The sequence below is a fragment of the Streptomyces sp. NBC_00878 genome (assembly GCF_026341515.1).
Classification (GTDB): domain Bacteria; phylum Actinomycetota; class Actinomycetes; order Streptomycetales; family Streptomycetaceae; genus Streptomyces.
Genome location: NZ_JAPEOK010000001.1, coordinates 727816 through 745042, shown reverse-complemented (window position 1 = coordinate 745042; position 17227 = coordinate 727816). Strand labels below are relative to the sequence as shown.

Genomic DNA, 17227 nt, shown 5'->3' with positions numbered 1-17227 from the left:
AGGCAGACCGCGGAGGCAGACCGCGAAGATATGGATCGCACAACGGGAGAGGGCGGTGCCGTTCAGGCACCGCCCTCTCCCGTTCGTTGTTCCTCTCAGCCCGAGGTCGGAAGGACCGTTCGAGGCCGGGGCGGGAACCCGGCCTGCTGGTAGCAGTCGTCGATGAGCCGCATGGTGGCGACCGAGTCATCGGCGTCCAGGCGCAGCGGCGCCCCCCGCCGCAGATGGGCCGCGAAGGCTTCGAGCTGGTAGGTGTACGAGGACCGGCGGCCGAGCATCTCGGTGCGCTCGCCCGAGGCTGTGCGGACCAGGACCCGGTCGTCGAGGTGCGGTTGGACGAAGTTCGTCGCCGTGGCCTCACCGAGTGAACCCACGATCCGGTAGCTCATCTCCCACTCGTGGTACGCCATGTGGCAGCGGGCCGTGCCGGTGGCACCGTTCGGGAATTCCAGCTCGGCGTCCAGCCATTCGTCGACTCCGGGCGCGCCCGGCCGTTCGCCGCCGCGCGCGGCGACGAGCCGCGGTGCGCCGCCCGCCCAGGGCGCGAGCACCCGCTGGGCGTGCAGGCTGTAGCAGCCCAGGTCCATCAGAGCGCCGCCCGCCAGCGGAAACGACCAGCGCAGGTCGGTGTCCGGCGGCGCCGGCATGAGCATCGTGGTTTCCACGTGCCGGAGTTCGCCCAGTTCCCCGCTGTCCAGCAGCTCGTGCAGGCGCCGGGTGACCGGGTGGAACAGGTAGTGGAAGCCCTCCATGAAGACGGTGCCCGCCTTCGCGACGGCGTCCCGGACCTCCACGGCCTCCTCCGCGATGCTCGCGGAGGGCTTCTCCGTCAGTACGTGCTTGCCCGCGGCGAGCGCGGCGAGGTTCCAGGGCCCGTGCAGGCTGTTGGCGAGCGGGTTGTAGACGACCTCGACGTCGGGGTCGGCGAGCACGTCGGCGTACGAGTCCAGGACCCGTTCGACATCGTGCTCGGCGGCGAAGGTCTCGGCGCGGGACCGGTCGCGGGCGGCCACCGCCACAAGGCGGTGGCCGGTCACGCGGGCCGGGCCGACGATCGCGAGCTCGGCTATCCGGGCCGCGCCCAGAACGCCGATTCGCAGCGGCTCGTCCGTCATGCCTTACGCACCTCTTCCAGTCGTACGGGCCGGCGCTCGTGCAGCGACAGCGTGCAGGCCTCGGCGATCCAGCTCGCTTCGAGAGCGTCGGCCACGGTGCAGGGGGAGGGGCGTGAGCCCGCCACGACCTCGGTGAACGCGGTGAGCTCGGCGCGGTAGGCGCCGGCGAAGCGGTCCATGAAGAAGGAGTGCGGCGTGCCGGCGGGGAAGGTGACTCCCGGCTCGACGGACCGCAGCGGCAGCTTGTCCTCCAGGCCCACGGCGATGCTGTCCTTCATGCCGTGCACCTCCAGACGGACGTCGTAACCGCGGGCGTTGTGCCGGGAGTTGGAGATGACGCCGATCGTGCCGTCGTCGAAGGTGAGCAGCGAGGAGGCGGTGTCGACGTCGCCCGCCGCCGCGATGTAGTCCGCGCCCCGGTTGCCGCCGGTCGCGTACACCTCGACGACCTCGCGGCCGGTGACCCAGCGCACGATGTCGAAGTCGTGCACGCTGCAGTCGCGGAAGATACCGCCGGAGACGGCCACGTACGCGGGCGGCGGCGGCGCGGGGTCCAGGGTGGTGGACCGCACGGTGTGCAGCAGTCCGAGTTCGCCGCTCACCACGGCCGCGCGGGCGGCGACACAGCCGGCGTCGAAGCGCCGGTTGTAGCCGATGTGCACCTCGACCCCGCCGCCTTCCACCGCGCGCAGCACCTCGAGACTCTCCTCGATGCCGAGGGCGACGGGCTTCTCGCAGAAGACCGGGATGCCCGCCTTGACGGCGGCGAGGATGAGCTCGGGGTGCGCGTTGGTCGCGGCGGCGATCACCACTCCGTCCACGCCGGCGGCCAGCACCGCGTCGGGGGAGTCCACCGCCGTGGCTCCGAACCGCTCCGCGGCGGAGGAGGCGGCCGCGGCCACCGGATCGGTGACCACCAACGAGTCCACCGCTTCGAGTCCGGACAGGGTTTCCGCGTGGAACGCGCCGATCCGGCCCAGCCCCATGATGCCAATACGCATGAGAATCTTGCTCCTTCAGCCCAGGGGGCGGTTCAGTCGAGCCCGCCGAAGACGATCTGGTCCCAGTCGATGACCGAGCCGGTCACCACACCGCTGCGGTCGGAGAGCAGGAAGACGACGAAATCGGCGATCTCGTCGACCTGCCCGAGTTTGCCCATCGGCTGGGACGCGGCGGCCTTCTCCCGCCAGTCGTCGCCCGCGCCGTGGAAGGCACGCTGGGTGGCGTCCTCGCCCTCGGTGTCGGTCCAGCCGATGTTGAGACCGTTGATACGGACCCGGTCCCAGCGGTGTGCGTGGGCCGCGTTGCGGGTCAGCCCGGCGAGGCCGGCCTTCGCCGTGGAGTACGGCGCCAGATACGGCGGGCCGCCGTGCGCGCAGTTCGAGATGACGTTCACGATGGTGCCCGGCGTCTTGCGGCCCGTCATGTCGGCGACCGCGGCCTGCATGGCGAAGAAGGGCGCCCGCAGGTTGATCGCGATGTGCGCGTCGAACAGCTCCGGCGTGGTGTCCAGGAGCGAACCACGTGACGTCAGCCCCGCCGCGTTGACCAGGCAGTCGACGCGCCCGTGCGTCTCCACGGTCCGCAGGACGCTGTCGCGTGCCTCTGCGGCGTCCGACAGATCGGCGCGTACGAAGTGGGCGCCGGTGTCCGCGGCGAGTTTCTCGCCGATCTCGGCCCGCCGCCCCGTGAAGACGACGGTCGCGCCTTCGCGTACGGCGGCCTGGACGATGCCCGCGCCGACGCCTTGGCTGCCGCCGTTGACGAGGACGACTTTGTCCTCAAGCAGTCCCATGAGTGCGTTGTTCTCCTTCAGCTCCGGCGGCGCTTCGCGCTCGCCTGTAGTTCATGACGGAGCCGGTCCGGGGCCCAGCCCTCAGTAACGGCCTGCCAGAGGGTGTCCGCCTGGGAGGGCGGCGCGAGACCGTCGACCGGCGGGTCGAGGTCCAGGTTGGTGGGGAAGGGGTAGCCCTCGGCCGTGGCGGCGACCACGCGGCGCAGCCAGCTCTCCGAGGCGCCCTCCTCCTTGCGGCGCAGCAGCACCGGGAACAGGGCGTTGGCCATGGCCTCCCGGTCCACGGACTCCATGGCGCGGCCGAACGCGGAGGAGACCTGCAGCAGGTTCGCCATGCGCTTGATGTCCGCCGAACGGTTGTGGCCCGCACCGTGGAAGAGCGCGGGGTTGAAGAACACCGCGTCCCCCTTCTCCAGCGGAAGCTGGACGTGCCGCTCCTCGAAGTACGCGATGAACTCCGGGCGCCGCCAGGCCAGATAACCCGGCACGTACTTCTGCGAGTGCGGGAGGAACAGCGTCGGCCCCGACTCCACGGGCATGTCGCCGTGCGCCACCGCGCCCTGCAGAGTCAGGACGGGCGAGAGGCGGTGGACGTGCGCCGGATACGCGGCGGCCCGCTCCTGGGACAGGAAGCCCAGGTGGTAGTCGCGGTGCACACGCTGCGCGGCGCCACCCGGGTTGACCACGTTGATCTGCGAGGTCACCTGGTAGCCGGGGCCGAGCCAGGCCTCGGAGATCAGCGCCAGCATGTCGTTCGCGTAGTAGTCCGCGAACACCTCCGGCGCGCGCACGGCCACCTTGTCCAGGGCGTTCCACACCCGGTCGTTGGCGCCGGGCTTGGCGAAGTGGTCACCGCGAGCCGTGCTGGTGGAACGTTCCTCCTCGATCAGCGCGTTGAAGGCGCCGGAGGCCGCGTCCACGACGGCGGGGTCCGTGAACGCGCCCTTGAGGACCACCACACCAGGCCCGTCCAGCAGGGCCCGCACCAGCTCGGCCTGCACGTCCCGGCGCCCCTGCGGGGTGACCGCGAGCTCGCGGATCCGGTCACTGGCGTACACCAGGACGTTCTGCTCGGTCCGCTCGGCCGAGGGGTACGCGTGCTGCTCGGTACGCTGCTCGACCAACGAGCGGAACTCGTCAAGATCGCAGTCGTCCTCGCTGAGCCACGTCGGAGATCCCGCCTCCGTGGGGGGCATTCCCGGTCCTTTCGCCATGCGTGCTTTTCTGCCAGTCTTGTGAACGAGAGCCCGTCATTCAATCCGCAGAGACCCATCAAAAGTCCGTCATCCTGCTTTCGAGGACCGCCATGCGACATCCATATCCCATCAGGGAGATCGCCCGTCAGGCCGGCCTGAGCGAGGCCACGGTCGACCGCGTCCTCAACGACCGGGGCGGCGTACGGGAGAGCACCGTCATGGAGGTGCACCAGGCGATCAAGGACTTGGACCGTCAGCGGACCCAGGTGCGCATCGGCGGGCGCACGTTCATGATCGACATCGTGATGCAGACGCCGGAACGATTCTCCACCGCGGTACGGGACGCCCTGGAAGCCGAACTGCCGTCCCTGCACCCCGCTGTGGTGCGATCGCGCTTTCACTTCCGGGAGACCTGCCCCGCCTCGGATCTCATCGCGACCATGGACAAGATCGCCAAGCGCGGCTCGCAGGGGGTGATCCTCAAGGCCCCCGACCTGCCGGAGATCGGCGCCGCCGTCGGCCGGCTGGTCGCGGCGGGCATCCCCGTCGTCACGCTGGTGAGCGACCTGCCCAGCAGTGCGCGCATGGCGTACGTGGGTATTGACAACCGGGCGGCGGGCGCCACCGCCGCCTACCTCATCGGGCAGTGGCTCGGCGACCGGCCCGGCAACGTGCTCGCCACGATCAGCCGTGGCTCCTTCCGCGGTGAGGAGGAGCGGGAGATGGGCTTCCGCAGCGCGATGCGATCCGCGCAGCCCGGGCGCTCCCTGGTGGAGGTCACCGACAGCGACGGGCTGGACGCCACGCAGCGGGACCTCGTCCTGGAGGCCCTCAAGCGGGACGAGGACGTCATCGCCGTCTACTCGGCCGGTGGCGGCAACGCCGCTACCCTCGACGCGTTCGACACCCTCGGGCGGGAGTGCGCGGTGTTCGTCGCCCACGACCTGGACCACGACAACACCCGGTTCCTGCGCGAACGCCGCCTCTCCGCCGTACTCCATCACGACCTGCGCCAGGACATGCGCCGCGTCTGCCAGACCATCATGCGCGCCCACAAGGCCCTTCCCGACGAGGGTCCCTTCCTGCCCTCGGCGATCCAGGTGGTCACGCCCTACAACATGCCGCCCGGCGTCCCTCTCGCGGCGTTCGTGGGCTGAGGGGTTCTGGGGGCCGGAAGAGGGCTCCCAGTCGTCTGCATATGCAGACCGTGTCATGGAACGCCGATGACGGCGTGCCCGGGTGCCGCCGCACCTGTGGGGACGAGAGGGACACGTGCAAGAGCTGTTCGGCGGGCCGTCGGGCCCCGGCGCCGTACTCCTGCTCCTGGCGGCCGGCGTCGCCTCTGGACTCGCCGGTTCGATCGCCGGTCTGGCCTCACTCTTCAGCTACCCCGCGCTCCTCGCCGCGGGCCTTCCGCCCGTGGCGGCCAATGTCACCAACACCGTGGCGCTCTTCTCCAACACCGTGGGAACCGCGGTGGGATCCCGGGAGGAACTGCGCGGGCAGCGCGGACGGCTCGCCCGCCTGGCCGTCACGGCGGCGCTGGGCGGCGCGCTCGGCGCGGCCCTGCTCCTCGGCACACCGTCGTCGACGTTCGAGCTGGTCGTTCCGTGGTTGGTGGCCCTGGGCTCGGTGCTGATCCTGGCCCGTGAGCCCCTGCGACGGCTGACCGCGCGATTCGGGTCCGATCCGGCCTCCGTGCCGAGGCTCCCGCTGGCCTGTGCCGTGCTGCTCGTCGGCCTGTACGGCGGGTACTTCGGCGCCGCGGCGGGCGTCCTGATGCTCGCCGTGCTCTCCCTGTCCGCGACGGAGCCGCTGCCCGTGACCAACGCGGTCAAGAACATCGCCACCGGCGCGGCCAACGTCACCGCGGCCGTCGCCTACGCCTTTCTCGCCCCGGTCGACTGGAACGCGGCCGTCACGCTCGGCCTGGGCTGTTTCGTGGGCGCGTGGATGGGACCCGCGGTCGTACGGCGCCTGCCCGAGGCGCCCCTCCGGGTCGCGATCGCCCTGGCCGGGCTCGGACTCGCGTGGAGCCTGTGGCGGGACGCGACCGCGCCCTGAACGCCGACGCCCACGCCGACCTCCGTAACGGAGCCGGAGGCGAAGCTCGTGCCGCAGCGAGGCCGTGCCGCGGTCCGCGCTGAAACCCGTGCCGCGGCCTGCGCCGAAACCCGTGCCGTGGTTCGGGCGGAGACCCGTGCTGTGGTTCGGGCGGAGACCCGTGCTGTGGTTCGGGCGGAGACCCGTGCTGTGGTTCGGGCGGAGACCCGTGCTGTGGTCCGGGCGGAGACCCGTGCTGTGGTCCGGGCGGAGACCCGTGCTGTGGTCCGGGCGGAGACCGTGCCGGGTCCGCGCGGAGAGTGGCGCTCTAGGGTGGGCGGAGTGACGAACAACAGCAGGCCGCGTCCCGGATCGGACGCACGCCGTGGATCGGAGCCACTCCCCGCATCAGGCGCGCGCCGTGAGGCGGAGCCACGCTCGGGATCGGGCGTGCGCCGTGGGGCGGACGCACGCGAACCCCTCGCGGTCTTCGATCTCGACGGCACGCTCGCCGACACCGCGCACCGGCAGAAGTACCTGGAGTGCGCACCCCGTGACTGGGACGCCTTCTTCGCGGCGGCGCCCGACGATCCGCCTCTCGCGGAGGGCATCGCGCTCGCGCTGGAGCACGCGCGGGAGTGCGAGATCGTCTACCTGACGGGGCGGCCCGAGCGCTGCCGCAAGGACACGGCGGCCTGGATCGCCGCCCAGGGCCTGCCCGAAGGCCGCATCCGGATGCGGCGCAACGACGACCGCAGGCCCGCCCGGCGCACCAAGCTGGAGATCCTCCGCGAGCTGGCCCGGAACCGTGAGATCCGGGTGTTCGTGGACGACGACGAGTTCGTGTGCGAGGACGCCGAGCGGGCCGGCTTCACCGTCGTACGGGCCCGCTGGGCGGCCGCGTCCGAGGCGTTGAAGGCGGCGCAGGAGCGGGAGGGGCGGACCTGAGGGGTTCGCCCCTCCCGCTCGCCGCGGCGGTGGGCCCCGCGGAGGTCAGTCCGAGTCCTCCAGGCGGAAGCCGACCTTCAGGCCGACCTGGAAGTGCTGGATCTGCCCGTTCTCGATCTGCCCGCGGACCTGGGTGACCTCGAACCAGTCGAGGTTGCGCAGGGTCTGCGAGGCCCGGGAGATGCCGTTGCGGATCGCTTGGTCGACGCCCTCGTGCGAGCTCCCGACGATCTCGGTGATCCGGTAGGTGTGGTCGGACATGCGGGTACTCCTCTCCGCCGTGGCCCGTGTGCCACGCGTCATTCCACGGTGCCGCACGAGGCGGGGGACCGCGAGATGTAGGGCCGAGGGACGTGAGCCGGTGGGACGTGAGCCCGTGGGGCGTGAGCCTGAGGGACGTGAGTCCGTTCGGGCTCCCGCCCGGTGCGGGGCACTGGGCGGGCGGGTCACCGAGCCGTGCTCAGCGACAGCGCGAACCTCCCCTGGGCGTCCGTCCACCAGTGGGTGAGGTCCAGTCCGGCCGCGGCCAGTTCTCTGCGTACGCCCTCCTCGCGGAACTTCGCGGACACCTCGGTCCGCATCTCCTCGCCCTCCGCGAAGTCGATGGCGAGGTCGAGCGCGGGGACCTTCACGGTCAGCGCCGAACGGGCGCGCAGCCGCATCTCGATCCACTCCCGCTCGGCGTCCCAGAGGGCGACATGGGTGAAGTCGTCGGGGTCGAAATCGGCGCCGAGTTCGCGGTCGACCACGGTCAGCACGTTCTTGTTGAACGCGGCCGTCACCCCGGCCGCGTCGTCGTAGGCGGCGACGAGGACCGACTCGTCCTTGACCAGGTCGGTGCCGAGCAGCAGGGCGTCGCCGGGCGACAGCAGGGAGCGTACGGACGCCAGGAACGTGGCGCGTTCGGCGGGCAGCAGATTGCCGATCGTGCCGCCCAGGAACGCGACGAGCCGCGGACCGGGCGTGCCGGGCAGCGCGAGACCGCCGGTGAAGTCGGCGATCAGCGCGTGCACGTTCAGCGCGGGACGCTCCGCGATCAGCGCCTGGCCGGCCTGGGTGAGTGCGCTCTCGCTCACGTCGACCGGCACGTACGTGTGCAGGCCGGGCATGGCGTCGAGCAGGTGGCGGGTCTTGTCGGACGACCCCGAGCCCAGCTCGACGAGGGTGCGTGCGCCGGACGCCGCGGCGATCTCGGCGGCCCGGGCGACGAGGATCTCGCGCTCGGCACGCGTCGGGTAGTACTCGGGCAGTTCGGTGATCTTCTCGAAGAGCTCGCTGCCGAGCGCGTCGTAGAACCACTTCGGCGGGAGCGTCTTGGGTGTGCGGGTCAGGCCGTGCAGGACGTCGGCGCGCAGGGCGGCGTCCGTGGCGTCCTCGGGCAGGGTGCGGGTAACGAGGAACGGGCTCACGTACGGGGCTCCTTGGGTGGGGCGGATGCCAGGTGTTCTTCCACGTCCTTGAGCGGTGTCAGCAGGACGTCCGTGCGGCTCGCGGCCAGCAGGGTGCGGTCCGGCACTTCCTGCCAGTGCGGATCGTCGTCGTACGGCTCGGACGCCACGACGGTGCGCCGGCCGGGCTCGGTCAGATACCAGAGCGTGTCGCCCCAGGCGGTGGCGGCGATCACCTCGCCGTTGGTGAGCAGGAGGTTGAGCCGTGAACCGGGGGCCGCCGCCGCGACGTCGAGGACCGTGTCGGCGAGCGCCTGGCCCTCCTCGTCGCCGCCGCGCAGCCGGTTCAGGAGACGCGCCCAGACGAGCGCCGAGTCGCAGCGCGCCTCCATCGACAGCAGGTCCGCGGCGGGCATTGTCCGGGCGAGCGGGGCCAGGGAACGCGGCCAGCCGGTGACCGCGCCGTTGTGGCTGAACAGCCAGCGGTCCGCGGCGAACGGCGCCGCCGCGGCCTCCCCGTCCGCACTCGCCACGGTCGCGTCGCGCACCGCGGCGAGCAGCGCGCCCGAGCGCACCACCCGCGCCAGATCGGCGAACGACTGGTCGCCCCAGATCGGCCCGGTACGCCGGTAGCGGGCCGGCACCGGATCGCCCTCGGCATACCAACCGACCCCGAAACCATCGGCGTTGACGGTCCCGTGCCGTTGCCGCCGTGGCGCCCACGACTGCCGGAAGAGGCTGTGCGCCGGGTCCACGAGGAGCCGGCCGAGCGGCTCCTCGGGTCCCAGGAACGCGAGATGACGGCACATCAGACGGTCTCCGGAGCGGCGTCCCGAGCGGTACGGAACCCGGAGAAGATCTGCCGCCGGATCGGGTAGTCCCAGTTGCGGAACGTCCCCCGGCAGGCCACGGCGTCGACCGCGAACGAGCCGCCCCGCAGCACCTTGTACTCGGGCCCGAAGAACACCTCCGAGTACTCCTTGTACGGGAAGGCCGTGAAACCCGGGTAGGGCAGCAGATCGCTGGACGTCCACTCCCACACATCGCCGATCAACTGCCGTACGCCGAGCGGGGACTGGCCCTCCGGGTAGCTTCCCGCGGGGGCCGGGCGCAGATGACGCTGGCCGAGGTTGGCGTGCTCGGGCGTCGGGTCCGCGTCGCCCCACGGGTAGCGCGTGGAACGGTCGGCCGCCGGGTCGTGGCGGGCCGCCTTCTCCCACTCGGCCTCGGTGGGCAGCCGTCGGCCCGCCCAGCGTGCGTACGCGTCGGCCTCGTACCAACTGACGTGCAGCACGGGCTCGTTCGCCGGGACGAGCTCGGTGACACCGAAGCGCCGCCGCAGCCATTCGCCGCCCTCGCGGCGCCAGAACAGCGGCGCCTCGATGGCGTGCGCCCGGATGTGGGACCAGCCGTCGGGCGTCCACCAGCGCGGGTCGGTGTAGCCGCCGTCCGCCATGAACGCCTGGTACGCGTCGTTCGTGACCGGAGTCGTGTCGATGTGGAACGGCGGTACGAGGCGCTGGTGCGCGGGCCGTTCGTTGTCCAGGGCCCATGGCTCGGTGGACGTGCCCATCGTGAACGGGCCACCGGGGACCAGCACTTCGGACGGCCCGGTGAACGCCGGGTCGGGCATCGGGTCCGGCGCCGTCAGCGCCGCCGGACCCTTGCGCAGCTGATGGGTGATCAGCATCGTTTCGTCGTGCTGCTGTTCGTGCTGGGCGATCATGCCGAAGGCGAAGCCCGCCTCGGTCAGCCGCGTGCCGGTTTCCTGGAACGTGGCGCTCTCCAGTACGTCCAGCGCCCGGCCGCGCACCTCGGCCGCGTAGAGCCGGGCCTCGGCGGGCGGCAGCAGCGGCAGAGAGGGCCGCTCGGCGCGCGAGTGCTCGAACGCGTCGTAGATGCCGTCGATCTCGGGCCGCATCGCGTCACGGCCGGCGACCGTCCGCAGCAGCCACAGCTCCTCCTGGTTGCCGATGTGCGCCAGGTCCCACACCAGCGGCGACATCAACGGCGAGTGCTGGGCGGTCAGTTCCGGATCCTCCACACAGGAGGTCAGCAGCGCGGTGCGGTCGCGGGCCGTGGTCAGCGCCGCCAGCGCGCGCTCCCTGAGCGTCTCCGGATCGGTCGGGGTGGAGTGGGAAGAAGACTGGGAAGAGGAGGAGTGGGATTGGGGGGCGGTCATGTGCGGATGTCCTTCCCATGGTGCAGGTGTTCCGTGTTCGGGAGTTCCGTGCTGCGGAGTTCTGTGCTCGGGAGTTCCGCGCCGTGGAGCAGTGGGTCGGTGCCGTCGGCGTGGTCGAGGATGTCGTCGGCGGGGCAGCGGCCCCGTGCCACATAACGGTCGGTGAACTCCGCGACCGCCTCCTGCACCTCGGCACTCGCGCCGATCCGGGGCAGGGCGTCGGCGGCCGCCGCGAAACAGATGAGGGCGGCCTCGCGCAGCTCGGGGTCGGTCAGGCCCTCGCGGGCGGCCGCCGTCCACAGCGCGTTCTGCGGAGCGGGCAGCGAGCCGGCCCGCTCGGCGAGGGGCTTGACCGTCCGGTACGCGGTCTCGGCGGCCTCCGCGTCGTCGAACAGCGCGGCCGTCACGGCGAGCGGCACGATCCAGCCGTTCTCGCCCGGCTGCGCGTCGATCATGCGCAGCTCCAGATGGCCGCGCGGCCGCACCGGCGGGAACAGGGTCGTCTGGTGGTAGTCGAGATCCTCCCGGTCGGGCGGTGAGTCGGACCGGGTCCAGGCACGGAAACTCAGCCCCTCCGGCACGCCCCAGGGACCGCTGGGCGCCCTGACGCACATCACCGGCGCGTCCAGGACGTGCCGGGCCCAGGCCGTCCGGGGATCGCCGTTGAGGGGCGGGGCGCTGGTGCGGCCCGGATCCATCGCGGTCCACAGGGACTGCCGGGTGGAGCGCCAGCCCGTGGGCCGGCCACAGGCCATCGGGGAGTGGGCGAACGCGGCCACCAGGACCGCCCCCAGCTGATGCGCGAGCCACCAGCGCCGCCCGTGCCCGAGCGGGCCCGGCTCCTCGTACCCGGCGTCCAGACAGACCTGGACGGAGGCGGAGGTGCACATCATGGCGCGGCCCTCGGGGCCCGTACGGTCGAGGTAGATCTCCATGGCGTCGTAGCGCGGGTCATGGAGGAAGCGGGCGGGCGGGTTCCAGGGATCCTGCCCGAGGCCGCTGAGGGCGAGGCCCGCCTCGCGCAGTACCGCGCGTACGGCGTCGAGGTCGGCGGACACGGACCCTATGCACTCCATCAGGGAGGCGGCGGGAGCGGAGCTGAGCTCCAGCTGACCACCCGGTTCGACGGTGAGCGCCGAACTCAGGGGCAGGGCCCGCAGCGCGGCATAGGCCGCTTCGAGACGTTCCGGTGGTACGGGGAGTCGCGGGGTGCGCGAGTCGTGGACGAGCCATTCGAGTTCCACACCGAGGAATCGGGGTGGGCCGGTCTTGAAGCAGATGCCGCGGACCAGCGCCTCCACCTCGGCCTCGGTGACGGCGGAGCGACGACGCTCCGAACAGTCACTCACCGAATCGGACATGTCGGGATCCTCCTGAGATTCCATCCATGCCGCCGACCCGGCATCGGATGGGCCGGGCCGACAGTCGCTCGTCCCACCCAAGACCCTTACGGCGCCTCGCACAAGGGTGCGTATCGTCGCTTTTGGGGCCGGGAAACTCTGTTGCGGCGCAATACCAGGATCGCTCACCATGCGTTCATGAGCACGACGGGGGATGTGACGGGGGAGTCGGGGGAGCCGGGAGAGACCGCGTGGGACGCGCTCATGGCGTGTACGGGGGTGACGCCATGAGCGCGCGCCTGCGAGAGATCGCGCGGCAGACGGAGGAGATCGTCGCGGCGGGTTCGTACCGCGCGTCCGACGGACGCGAGGTGTCTATCGCCGCGGCGGTGACCGCCGCGCGGCAGGGCACGCGGATGTACGGGCCAGGGCCCGTGGAGATACCGCCGATCAGCCCCGTGGAGACACCGCGGGCCGGACCCGCAGACGCGTCGCCGACCGGACCCGCAGGTGCCTCGCCGACCAGCCCCGCGGACGCATCGTGGCCCAGCCGTGCGGCGCTCCCACAGCTCAGCCCTGTGGCGCCCTCACAGCCCAGCCCCGCGGGCCCCTCTCCGGTCGGCCCGCCGGACACGTTCTTCGAGGTCACGGGCGAGAGCAGCCTGGAGGCTGCGCGCCGGCTGCCCGGCCCGGTCGCGGTCCTGAACTTCGCCTCGGCCCGCAACCCCGGCGGGGGCTACCTGAACGGCGCGCAGGCCCAGGAAGAGGCCCTGTGCCGGGCCTCCGCGCTGTACGCATGCGTGGCGGGGGTCCGCGAGTTCTACGACCACCACCGAACACACCGCGACGCCTTCTACACCGATCGGGTGATCCATTCACCCGCCGTCCCGGTTTTCCGCGACGACCGGGGACAACTCCTCGACGAGCCGTACACCGCCGGATTCCTGACCTCCGCCGCGCCCAACGCCGGGGTGGTCCTGCGTACGGCGCCGGAGCGGGCGCCCGAGCTGCCGGGCGCCCTCGCGTCACGGGCCGAGCGAGTCCTGGAGACGGCCGCGGCGCACGGCTACCGACGGCTGGTGCTCGGAGCCTGGGGCTGCGGCGTCTTCCGACACGACCCGGCGCAGGTGGCGGGAGCGTTCCGGACCCTGCTCACGGACGGCGGCCGGTTCGCCGACTCCTTCGAGCACATCGTGTTCGGTGTCCTGGACCGTACGAAGGGTGCGGTGGTGCGGAGCGCCTTCGAGCGGGCGTTCCTGGAGGTACTGGAGACAAAGGGGGCTCAGCGCCAGCCGTAGCGCTCCCGCAGCCGGTGCACCACCGAGTTGAACCGCATCCGGTCCAGCGCGCACGCCTCCCGGCGCATCCCCTTCTCGTGCAGTCGCAGCACCCGGTCCACGTCCACCCACGAGTCGCGCCCCGACCGGTCCCACGGCCCGCTGCCGATCGGCACCCACTCCCGGTCACCGTCGTGCCGCTTGCTCGACAGCTGCACGGCGAGAAAGGTCCCCGCGGACTCCCGGGCGACGACCAGCACGGGCCGGTCCTTCCCGCGCCCGTCATTCTCCTCAAAAGGCACCCACGTCCACACGATCTCGCCGGGGTCCGGATCCCCGTCGTGCGCGGGCGAGTACTCGGTACGCACCTGCCCCACCCTGCGGGGATCGGCCTCGGTGGTGGCGGATGGCCCGGAACGACCGGGGATGTCTTGCTCAGCAGAGGCATTCACGGGCACACGTTAGCCCGCGCCCCTTTTAGGTCAGGGGCGCGGGCCCCTGCTTTTAGGGGCGCGGGGAACTGCGCGACCAGCCACACACAACCCGCACCCGGCAACGTGACTACGCCCCAACGGCGTTACTACGACTCCCCATCCACCGGAACCTTCTGCGAAGCAGGCGGCGGCGCATACCCGTTGACCGCCGAACCGTCCTTACCAACCTGCCCGTTCTGATCCTGACCCATCGACGACAGCAACTGCCGAGCCAGCCCAAGCCCCGTCCCACCCATCGTCAGCGCCTTGGCGAACATCTCCGCCATACCATCGGCCCCGTTCAGCAACACCATGTGTTCAACGTTCCCGAACGCCCCCGCCCCCGCCTTCACGATCTCCGGCCAGTTCTCGGCGAGTTGCTGCGCGACAACGGCCTCCTGGTTCTCGGCCAGCGCAGCGGCCCGCGCCTTGATGGCCTCGGCCTCCGCGAGCCCCTTCGCCCGCGCCGACTCGGCGATCGCGAGGCCCTTGGCCTGCTGGGCGGCGGCCTCCGCCTCACCGGTGGCCCGCGTCGCCGTCGCGGCGGCCGCGCCCCGCGCCCTGGTCGCCTCGGCCTCGGCGCCCGCGGCGGTCGTGACCTGGGTCGCCTCGGCCGCCGCCGCGAGCTCCGTCTCCTTCGCCTTGGCCTGCGCCGCGGAGATCCGGACATCGCGCTCGGCCTCGGCCAGCGTGCGCTTCTCGTACGCCTTCGCGTCCGCGGGCTTGCGGACGTCCGCCTGGAGCTGCTGCTCGCGCCGGTGCGCCTCCAGTTCGGCGACGCGCGTCTCCTGGACCACGACCTCCTGCCGCGCGGCCGCGTCGGCGAGCGGACCGGCCTGCCGGGCTTTGGCGGAGGCGTTGTCGCGCTCCGCCTGGTAGCCGGCCTGCAGGATCTCGCTGTCCCTGGTCGCCTCCGACATCCGCGCGGCGGCCTGCTGTTCGGCCTCGGTGGCCCGCCGGTTGGCCTCGGCCTGAGCGATCCGGGCGTCCCGCTGCACGGCCGCCGCGTGCGGCATGGCCAGGTTCTTGATGTAGCCCGTCGGATCCTCGATCTCGTGGATCTGCAGCGAGTCGACGATCAGCCCCAGCTTCTCCATCTCCGTACCGCAGGCCGCCCGGGTCTGCCCGGTGAGCTTCTCGCGGTCGCGGATCATGTCCTCGACGGTCAGCCCGCCGACGATGGAACGCAGATGACCGGCGAACACGTTGTGCACCAGCTCCGACATCAGCTTCTGCTGGTCGAGGAAGCGGCGGCCCGCGTTGGCGATCGACACGAAGTCGTCGCCGACCTTGAAGATGACCACGCCCCGCACCTTGAGCGGAATGCCCTGGTGGGTCACGCAGTCCACGGACAGCTCGGTCTCGTTGAGGTCGAGCGAGAGTTTGCGCACCGCTTGGACGCCTGGCAGCACGAGCGTGCCGCGCCCGGTGACGATGCGGAAGCCCATGCCCTCCTCAAGGCCTTCGGTGCGGTGCTTGGAACCGGAGATGATCAGCGCTTCGTTGGGCTCAGCGACACGCCACATGAGCTTGAAGACCACCACGATGAAAACGAGCGCGAGGACCGCTGCCCCCGCCACGACGCCGACAACCATCGGCATACGCCCCCTGTTGGATGGTGCCCTGTCGGCACCGAACGAAGGGAGTGTGCGCCCGATCGGGCCCGGGGGTACAGACGCTGACGGGTCCTTGGCGCATCTTTGACGAGCGCGACACGCTCACATGGCACAGTCGCCCCCCGGGCCCCCGGACGGCTCAACTGTCGTACGCCGCCGACACGTACACCGTCCGGGGCGGCAGGTACTCCACCACCATCACCACCGTGCCCGTTTCGATGCGGTCCTTCGGGGAGGCGGGATACGCGAGGAAGTGCTCGGCGCCGCCGCGGACCCGGACCATCACCTCGCCGACGAGCCCCGGCCCGACCGTGCCGGAAACCCGTCCCATCAGGCCCACCATCGACGCGTCGTCCATGGTCCCCAGCCTACGGCCCGGCGGGCGCCCCGAACTGCGGTACGGCGCCGTCCACTTCACCGCTCGGCCAGCGCTCGTACCACCGCTGGTCCGCCTCCAGCTGCGCGGCCAGCGACACGAGGAGCGGCTCGCTGTCCGCGGGCCCGAGGAGCTGAGCGCCCACGGGCAGGGAACCGTCGACGAACCCCGCTGGGACGTTGACGCCGGGCCAGCCCAGCACGTTCCACGGCCAGGCGTACGGACAGGCGGCGATCATGGCGCGGTCGGTGCCGAAGCCGCTCAGACCGTGCAGGGCGCCGATGCGCGGCGGGGGAGCGGCGGTCGTGGGCGCGAGCATGACGTCGTACGTGTCGAAGAGCCCGCCGATGCGCCGGTGCAGCCTCGCCTCGGCGCGCCGGGCCGCCCGCAGTGGGGCCCCGCCGAGCAGTCGGCCCAGCCTGGCGGCGTCCAGTGAGCGCCGGTCGAGCAGCTCGGGATACGGCGCCTCGCGGACCCGCTCGGCGATCCCGGCAGTGGCGCGCGGGACGAAGGCCAGTCCGATCTGCCCGTACGGCGGATCGGCCTCCTCGACGTCGTGCCCGAGCGAGGCCAGCCGCTCCGCGAGCGCGACGATCCGGGCCCGTACGTCGGGGCACAGCCGGGCGGGCAGCGCCGTGAACGGCGGCTTCAGCGAGAGCGCGATCCGCAGCCGCCCCGGCTCCCGGCCCACCGCGTCCGACACGCGCAGCGCGGCCGGGCGGTGCAGCTCGTGCTCGTGGTTGCCGCTCGCCGCGTCAAGGAGCAGCGCGGCGTCCTCGACCGTACGGGCGAGTGTGCCGTTGACCGTGATGCCCTGGAAGGACTCCGCGCGCGGCCAGGTCGAGATGCGGCCGCGCTGCGGTTTGATGCCGATCAGATGCGTCCAGGAGGCCGGGATCCGCACCGAACCCGCGCCGTCCGAGCCCAGCGCGGCGGGCACCAGGCCGGCCGCGACCGCGGCCGCCGAGCCGCCGGACGAGCCGCCCGGTGTGTGCCCGGTGTGCCACGGGTTGCGGGTCTCGCCGAAGGCCGGCCCCTCGGTGAAGGGCCACTGCCCGAGCTCGCAGGTGTTGGTCTTGCCGACGACCACGGCCCCGGCCGCCCGCAGCCGCCGCACCGCCTCGCCGTCCTCGGCCACGGGCGGGAACTCCCCGCGGCAGCCGAACGCGGTCGGTTCACCCGCCACGTCCATGTCGTCCTTGACCGCCACCGGCACCCCGAGCAGCGGCCGGCGCCCGCCCGCCGCCAGCTCCTTGTCCGCGGCGTCGGCCTCGGCGAGCGCGGCCTCGGCACGCACCAGCCGGAAGGCGTTCAGCGTGCCCTGACCGGCCTCGATCCGGGCGAGGGCCTCCTCGACGAGCCTCCGCGAGGTCACCGTCCCCTCGGCAAGGGCGCGGGCACACTCCGCGAGACCCGCGGCACGGTCGGGAGTCACAGCAGTCATGCGGCCACCTCCGGAAGCACGATGTCTACTGAAC

General features: G+C 72.0%; 17 protein-coding genes. 4 read left to right on the top strand and 13 right to left on the bottom strand.

Features of this window, described 5'->3' with window-relative positions:
• Positions 1–95: 95 nt before the first annotated feature.
• The 4 genes from OHA11_RS02950 to OHA11_RS02935 are packed head-to-tail and all read right to left on the bottom strand — an operon-like array spanning position 96 to position 4106.
• Entirely contained in the window at positions 96–1115 is a 1020-nt protein-coding gene (locus OHA11_RS02950) for a Gfo/Idh/MocA family protein (RefSeq protein ID WP_266491649.1), read from the bottom strand.
• Positions 1112–2116, bottom strand: coding sequence for a Gfo/Idh/MocA family oxidoreductase (locus OHA11_RS02945; protein WP_266491647.1), 1005 nt, complete (start codon positions 2114–2116; stop codon positions 1112–1114). Before OHA11_RS02945 ends, OHA11_RS02950 begins: the two co-directional genes overlap by 4 nt.
• A gap of 32 nt (positions 2117–2148) precedes the next feature.
• Positions 2149–2910, bottom strand: coding sequence for an SDR family oxidoreductase (locus OHA11_RS02940; RefSeq protein WP_266491646.1), 762 nt, complete (start codon positions 2908–2910; stop codon positions 2149–2151).
• Positions 2911–2927: 17 nt separating this feature from the next.
• Positions 2928–4106, bottom strand: a complete 1179-nt coding sequence (locus tag OHA11_RS02935; protein ID WP_266491645.1) for a phytanoyl-CoA dioxygenase family protein — start codon at positions 4104–4106, stop codon at positions 2928–2930.
• Between the two features lie 110 nt (positions 4107–4216).
• On the opposite strand from OHA11_RS02935, the gene OHA11_RS02930 reads away from it, so the two are divergent.
• The 3 genes from OHA11_RS02930 (at position 4217) to OHA11_RS02920 (ending at position 7097) form a co-directional block, all read left to right on the top strand.
• Positions 4217–5263 (top strand): LacI family DNA-binding transcriptional regulator, encoded by a 1047-nt coding sequence (locus tag OHA11_RS02930; protein ID WP_266491643.1) that lies wholly within the window; start codon positions 4217–4219, stop codon positions 5261–5263.
• Between the two features lie 115 nt (positions 5264–5378).
• On the top strand, positions 5379–6170 hold the full coding sequence (locus OHA11_RS02925; RefSeq protein ID WP_266491641.1) for a sulfite exporter TauE/SafE family protein: 792 nt from the start codon (positions 5379–5381) through the stop codon (positions 6168–6170).
• Positions 6171–6599: 429 nt separating this feature from the next.
• Positions 6600–7097, top strand: a complete 498-nt coding sequence (locus tag OHA11_RS02920; protein WP_266491639.1) for a hypothetical protein — start codon at positions 6600–6602, stop codon at positions 7095–7097.
• A 45-nt stretch (positions 7098–7142) separates the two neighbouring features.
• Here OHA11_RS02920 and OHA11_RS02915 read toward each other — a convergent pair whose 3' ends face one another.
• The 5 genes from OHA11_RS02915 to egtA all read right to left on the bottom strand — a co-directional run bounded on the left by OHA11_RS02915 (position 7143) and on the right by egtA (position 12028).
• A complete protein-coding gene (locus OHA11_RS02915) occupies positions 7143–7358 on the bottom strand; it encodes a dodecin (RefSeq protein WP_266491637.1) in 216 nt (71 codons plus the stop codon).
• A gap of 185 nt (positions 7359–7543) precedes the next feature.
• Positions 7544–8506, bottom strand: a complete 963-nt coding sequence (egtD, locus tag OHA11_RS02910; protein WP_266491635.1) for an L-histidine N(alpha)-methyltransferase — start codon at positions 8504–8506, stop codon at positions 7544–7546.
• Entirely contained in the window at positions 8503–9294 is a 792-nt protein-coding gene (gene egtC, locus OHA11_RS02905; RefSeq protein WP_266491633.1) for an ergothioneine biosynthesis protein EgtC, read from the bottom strand. The genes egtD and egtC overlap by 4 nt, the downstream gene beginning before the upstream one ends.
• The gene (egtB, locus tag OHA11_RS02900) at positions 9294–10667 is read right to left on the bottom strand and encodes an ergothioneine biosynthesis protein EgtB (protein ID WP_266491630.1); all 1374 of its coding nucleotides are present in this window, start codon (positions 10665–10667) and stop codon (positions 9294–9296) included. Before egtB ends, egtC begins: the two co-directional genes overlap by 1 nt.
• Positions 10664–12028 (bottom strand): ergothioneine biosynthesis glutamate--cysteine ligase EgtA, encoded by a 1365-nt coding sequence (gene egtA / locus OHA11_RS02895; protein WP_266491628.1) that lies wholly within the window; start codon positions 12026–12028, stop codon positions 10664–10666. Before egtA ends, egtB begins: the two co-directional genes overlap by 4 nt.
• 266 nt (positions 12029–12294) lie before the next feature.
• On the opposite strand from egtA, the gene OHA11_RS02890 reads away from it, so the two are divergent.
• Positions 12295–13305, top strand: a complete 1011-nt coding sequence (locus OHA11_RS02890; RefSeq protein ID WP_266491627.1) for a TIGR02452 family protein — start codon at positions 12295–12297, stop codon at positions 13303–13305.
• Here the strand turns inward: OHA11_RS02890 and OHA11_RS02885 are convergent.
• The 4 genes from OHA11_RS02885 to OHA11_RS02870 all read right to left on the bottom strand — a co-directional run bounded on the left by OHA11_RS02885 (position 13290) and on the right by OHA11_RS02870 (position 17184).
• Positions 13290–13736 (bottom strand): type II toxin-antitoxin system PemK/MazF family toxin, encoded by a 447-nt coding sequence (locus tag OHA11_RS02885; RefSeq protein ID WP_266491625.1) that lies wholly within the window; start codon positions 13734–13736, stop codon positions 13290–13292. The genes OHA11_RS02890 and OHA11_RS02885 overlap by 16 nt on opposite strands.
• 128 nt (positions 13737–13864) lie before the next feature.
• The gene (locus OHA11_RS02880; RefSeq protein WP_266491623.1) at positions 13865–15358 is read right to left on the bottom strand and encodes a flotillin family protein; all 1494 of its coding nucleotides are present in this window, start codon (positions 15356–15358) and stop codon (positions 13865–13867) included.
• A gap of 154 nt (positions 15359–15512) precedes the next feature.
• Positions 15513–15731, bottom strand: coding sequence for a hypothetical protein (locus tag OHA11_RS02875; protein WP_266491621.1), 219 nt, complete (start codon positions 15729–15731; stop codon positions 15513–15515).
• 10 nt (positions 15732–15741) lie between these two features.
• Positions 15742–17184 carry an amidase gene (locus tag OHA11_RS02870; protein WP_266506898.1) on the bottom strand — a complete coding sequence of 481 codons (1443 nt, stop codon included), beginning with the start codon at positions 17182–17184 and terminating at the stop codon, positions 15742–15744.
• Positions 17185–17227 lie beyond the last annotated feature (43 nt).

Coding starts and splice junctions, on each gene's coding strand:
- OHA11_RS02940 (WP_266491646.1), bottom strand. CDS start 2,910: ATGGGACTGCTTGAGGACAAAGTCGTCCTCGTCAACGGCGGCAGCCAA.
- OHA11_RS02950 (WP_266491649.1), bottom strand. CDS start 1,115: ATGACGGACGAGCCGCTGCGAATCGGCGTTCTGGGCGCGGCCCGGATA.
- OHA11_RS02945 (WP_266491647.1), bottom strand. CDS start 2,116: ATGCGTATTGGCATCATGGGGCTGGGCCGGATCGGCGCGTTCCACGCG.
- egtA (WP_266491628.1), bottom strand. CDS start 12,028: ATGTCCGATTCGGTGAGTGACTGTTCGGAGCGTCGTCGCTCCGCCGTC.
- egtB (WP_266491630.1), bottom strand. CDS start 10,667: ATGACCGCCCCCCAATCCCACTCCTCCTCTTCCCAGTCTTCTTCCCAC.
- OHA11_RS02915 (WP_266491637.1), bottom strand. CDS start 7,358: ATGTCCGACCACACCTACCGGATCACCGAGATCGTCGGGAGCTCGCAC.
- OHA11_RS02880 (WP_266491623.1), bottom strand. CDS start 15,358: ATGCCGATGGTTGTCGGCGTCGTGGCGGGGGCAGCGGTCCTCGCGCTC.
- egtC (WP_266491633.1), bottom strand. CDS start 9,294: ATGTGCCGTCATCTCGCGTTCCTGGGACCCGAGGAGCCGCTCGGCCGG.
- OHA11_RS02935 (WP_266491645.1), bottom strand. CDS start 4,106: ATGCCCCCCACGGAGGCGGGATCTCCGACGTGGCTCAGCGAGGACGAC.
- OHA11_RS02875 (WP_266491621.1), bottom strand. CDS start 15,731: ATGGACGACGCGTCGATGGTGGGCCTGATGGGACGGGTTTCCGGCACG.
- OHA11_RS02930 (WP_266491643.1), top strand. CDS start 4,217: ATGCGACATCCATATCCCATCAGGGAGATCGCCCGTCAGGCCGGCCTG.
- OHA11_RS02890 (WP_266491627.1), top strand. CDS start 12,295: ATGAGCGCGCGCCTGCGAGAGATCGCGCGGCAGACGGAGGAGATCGTC.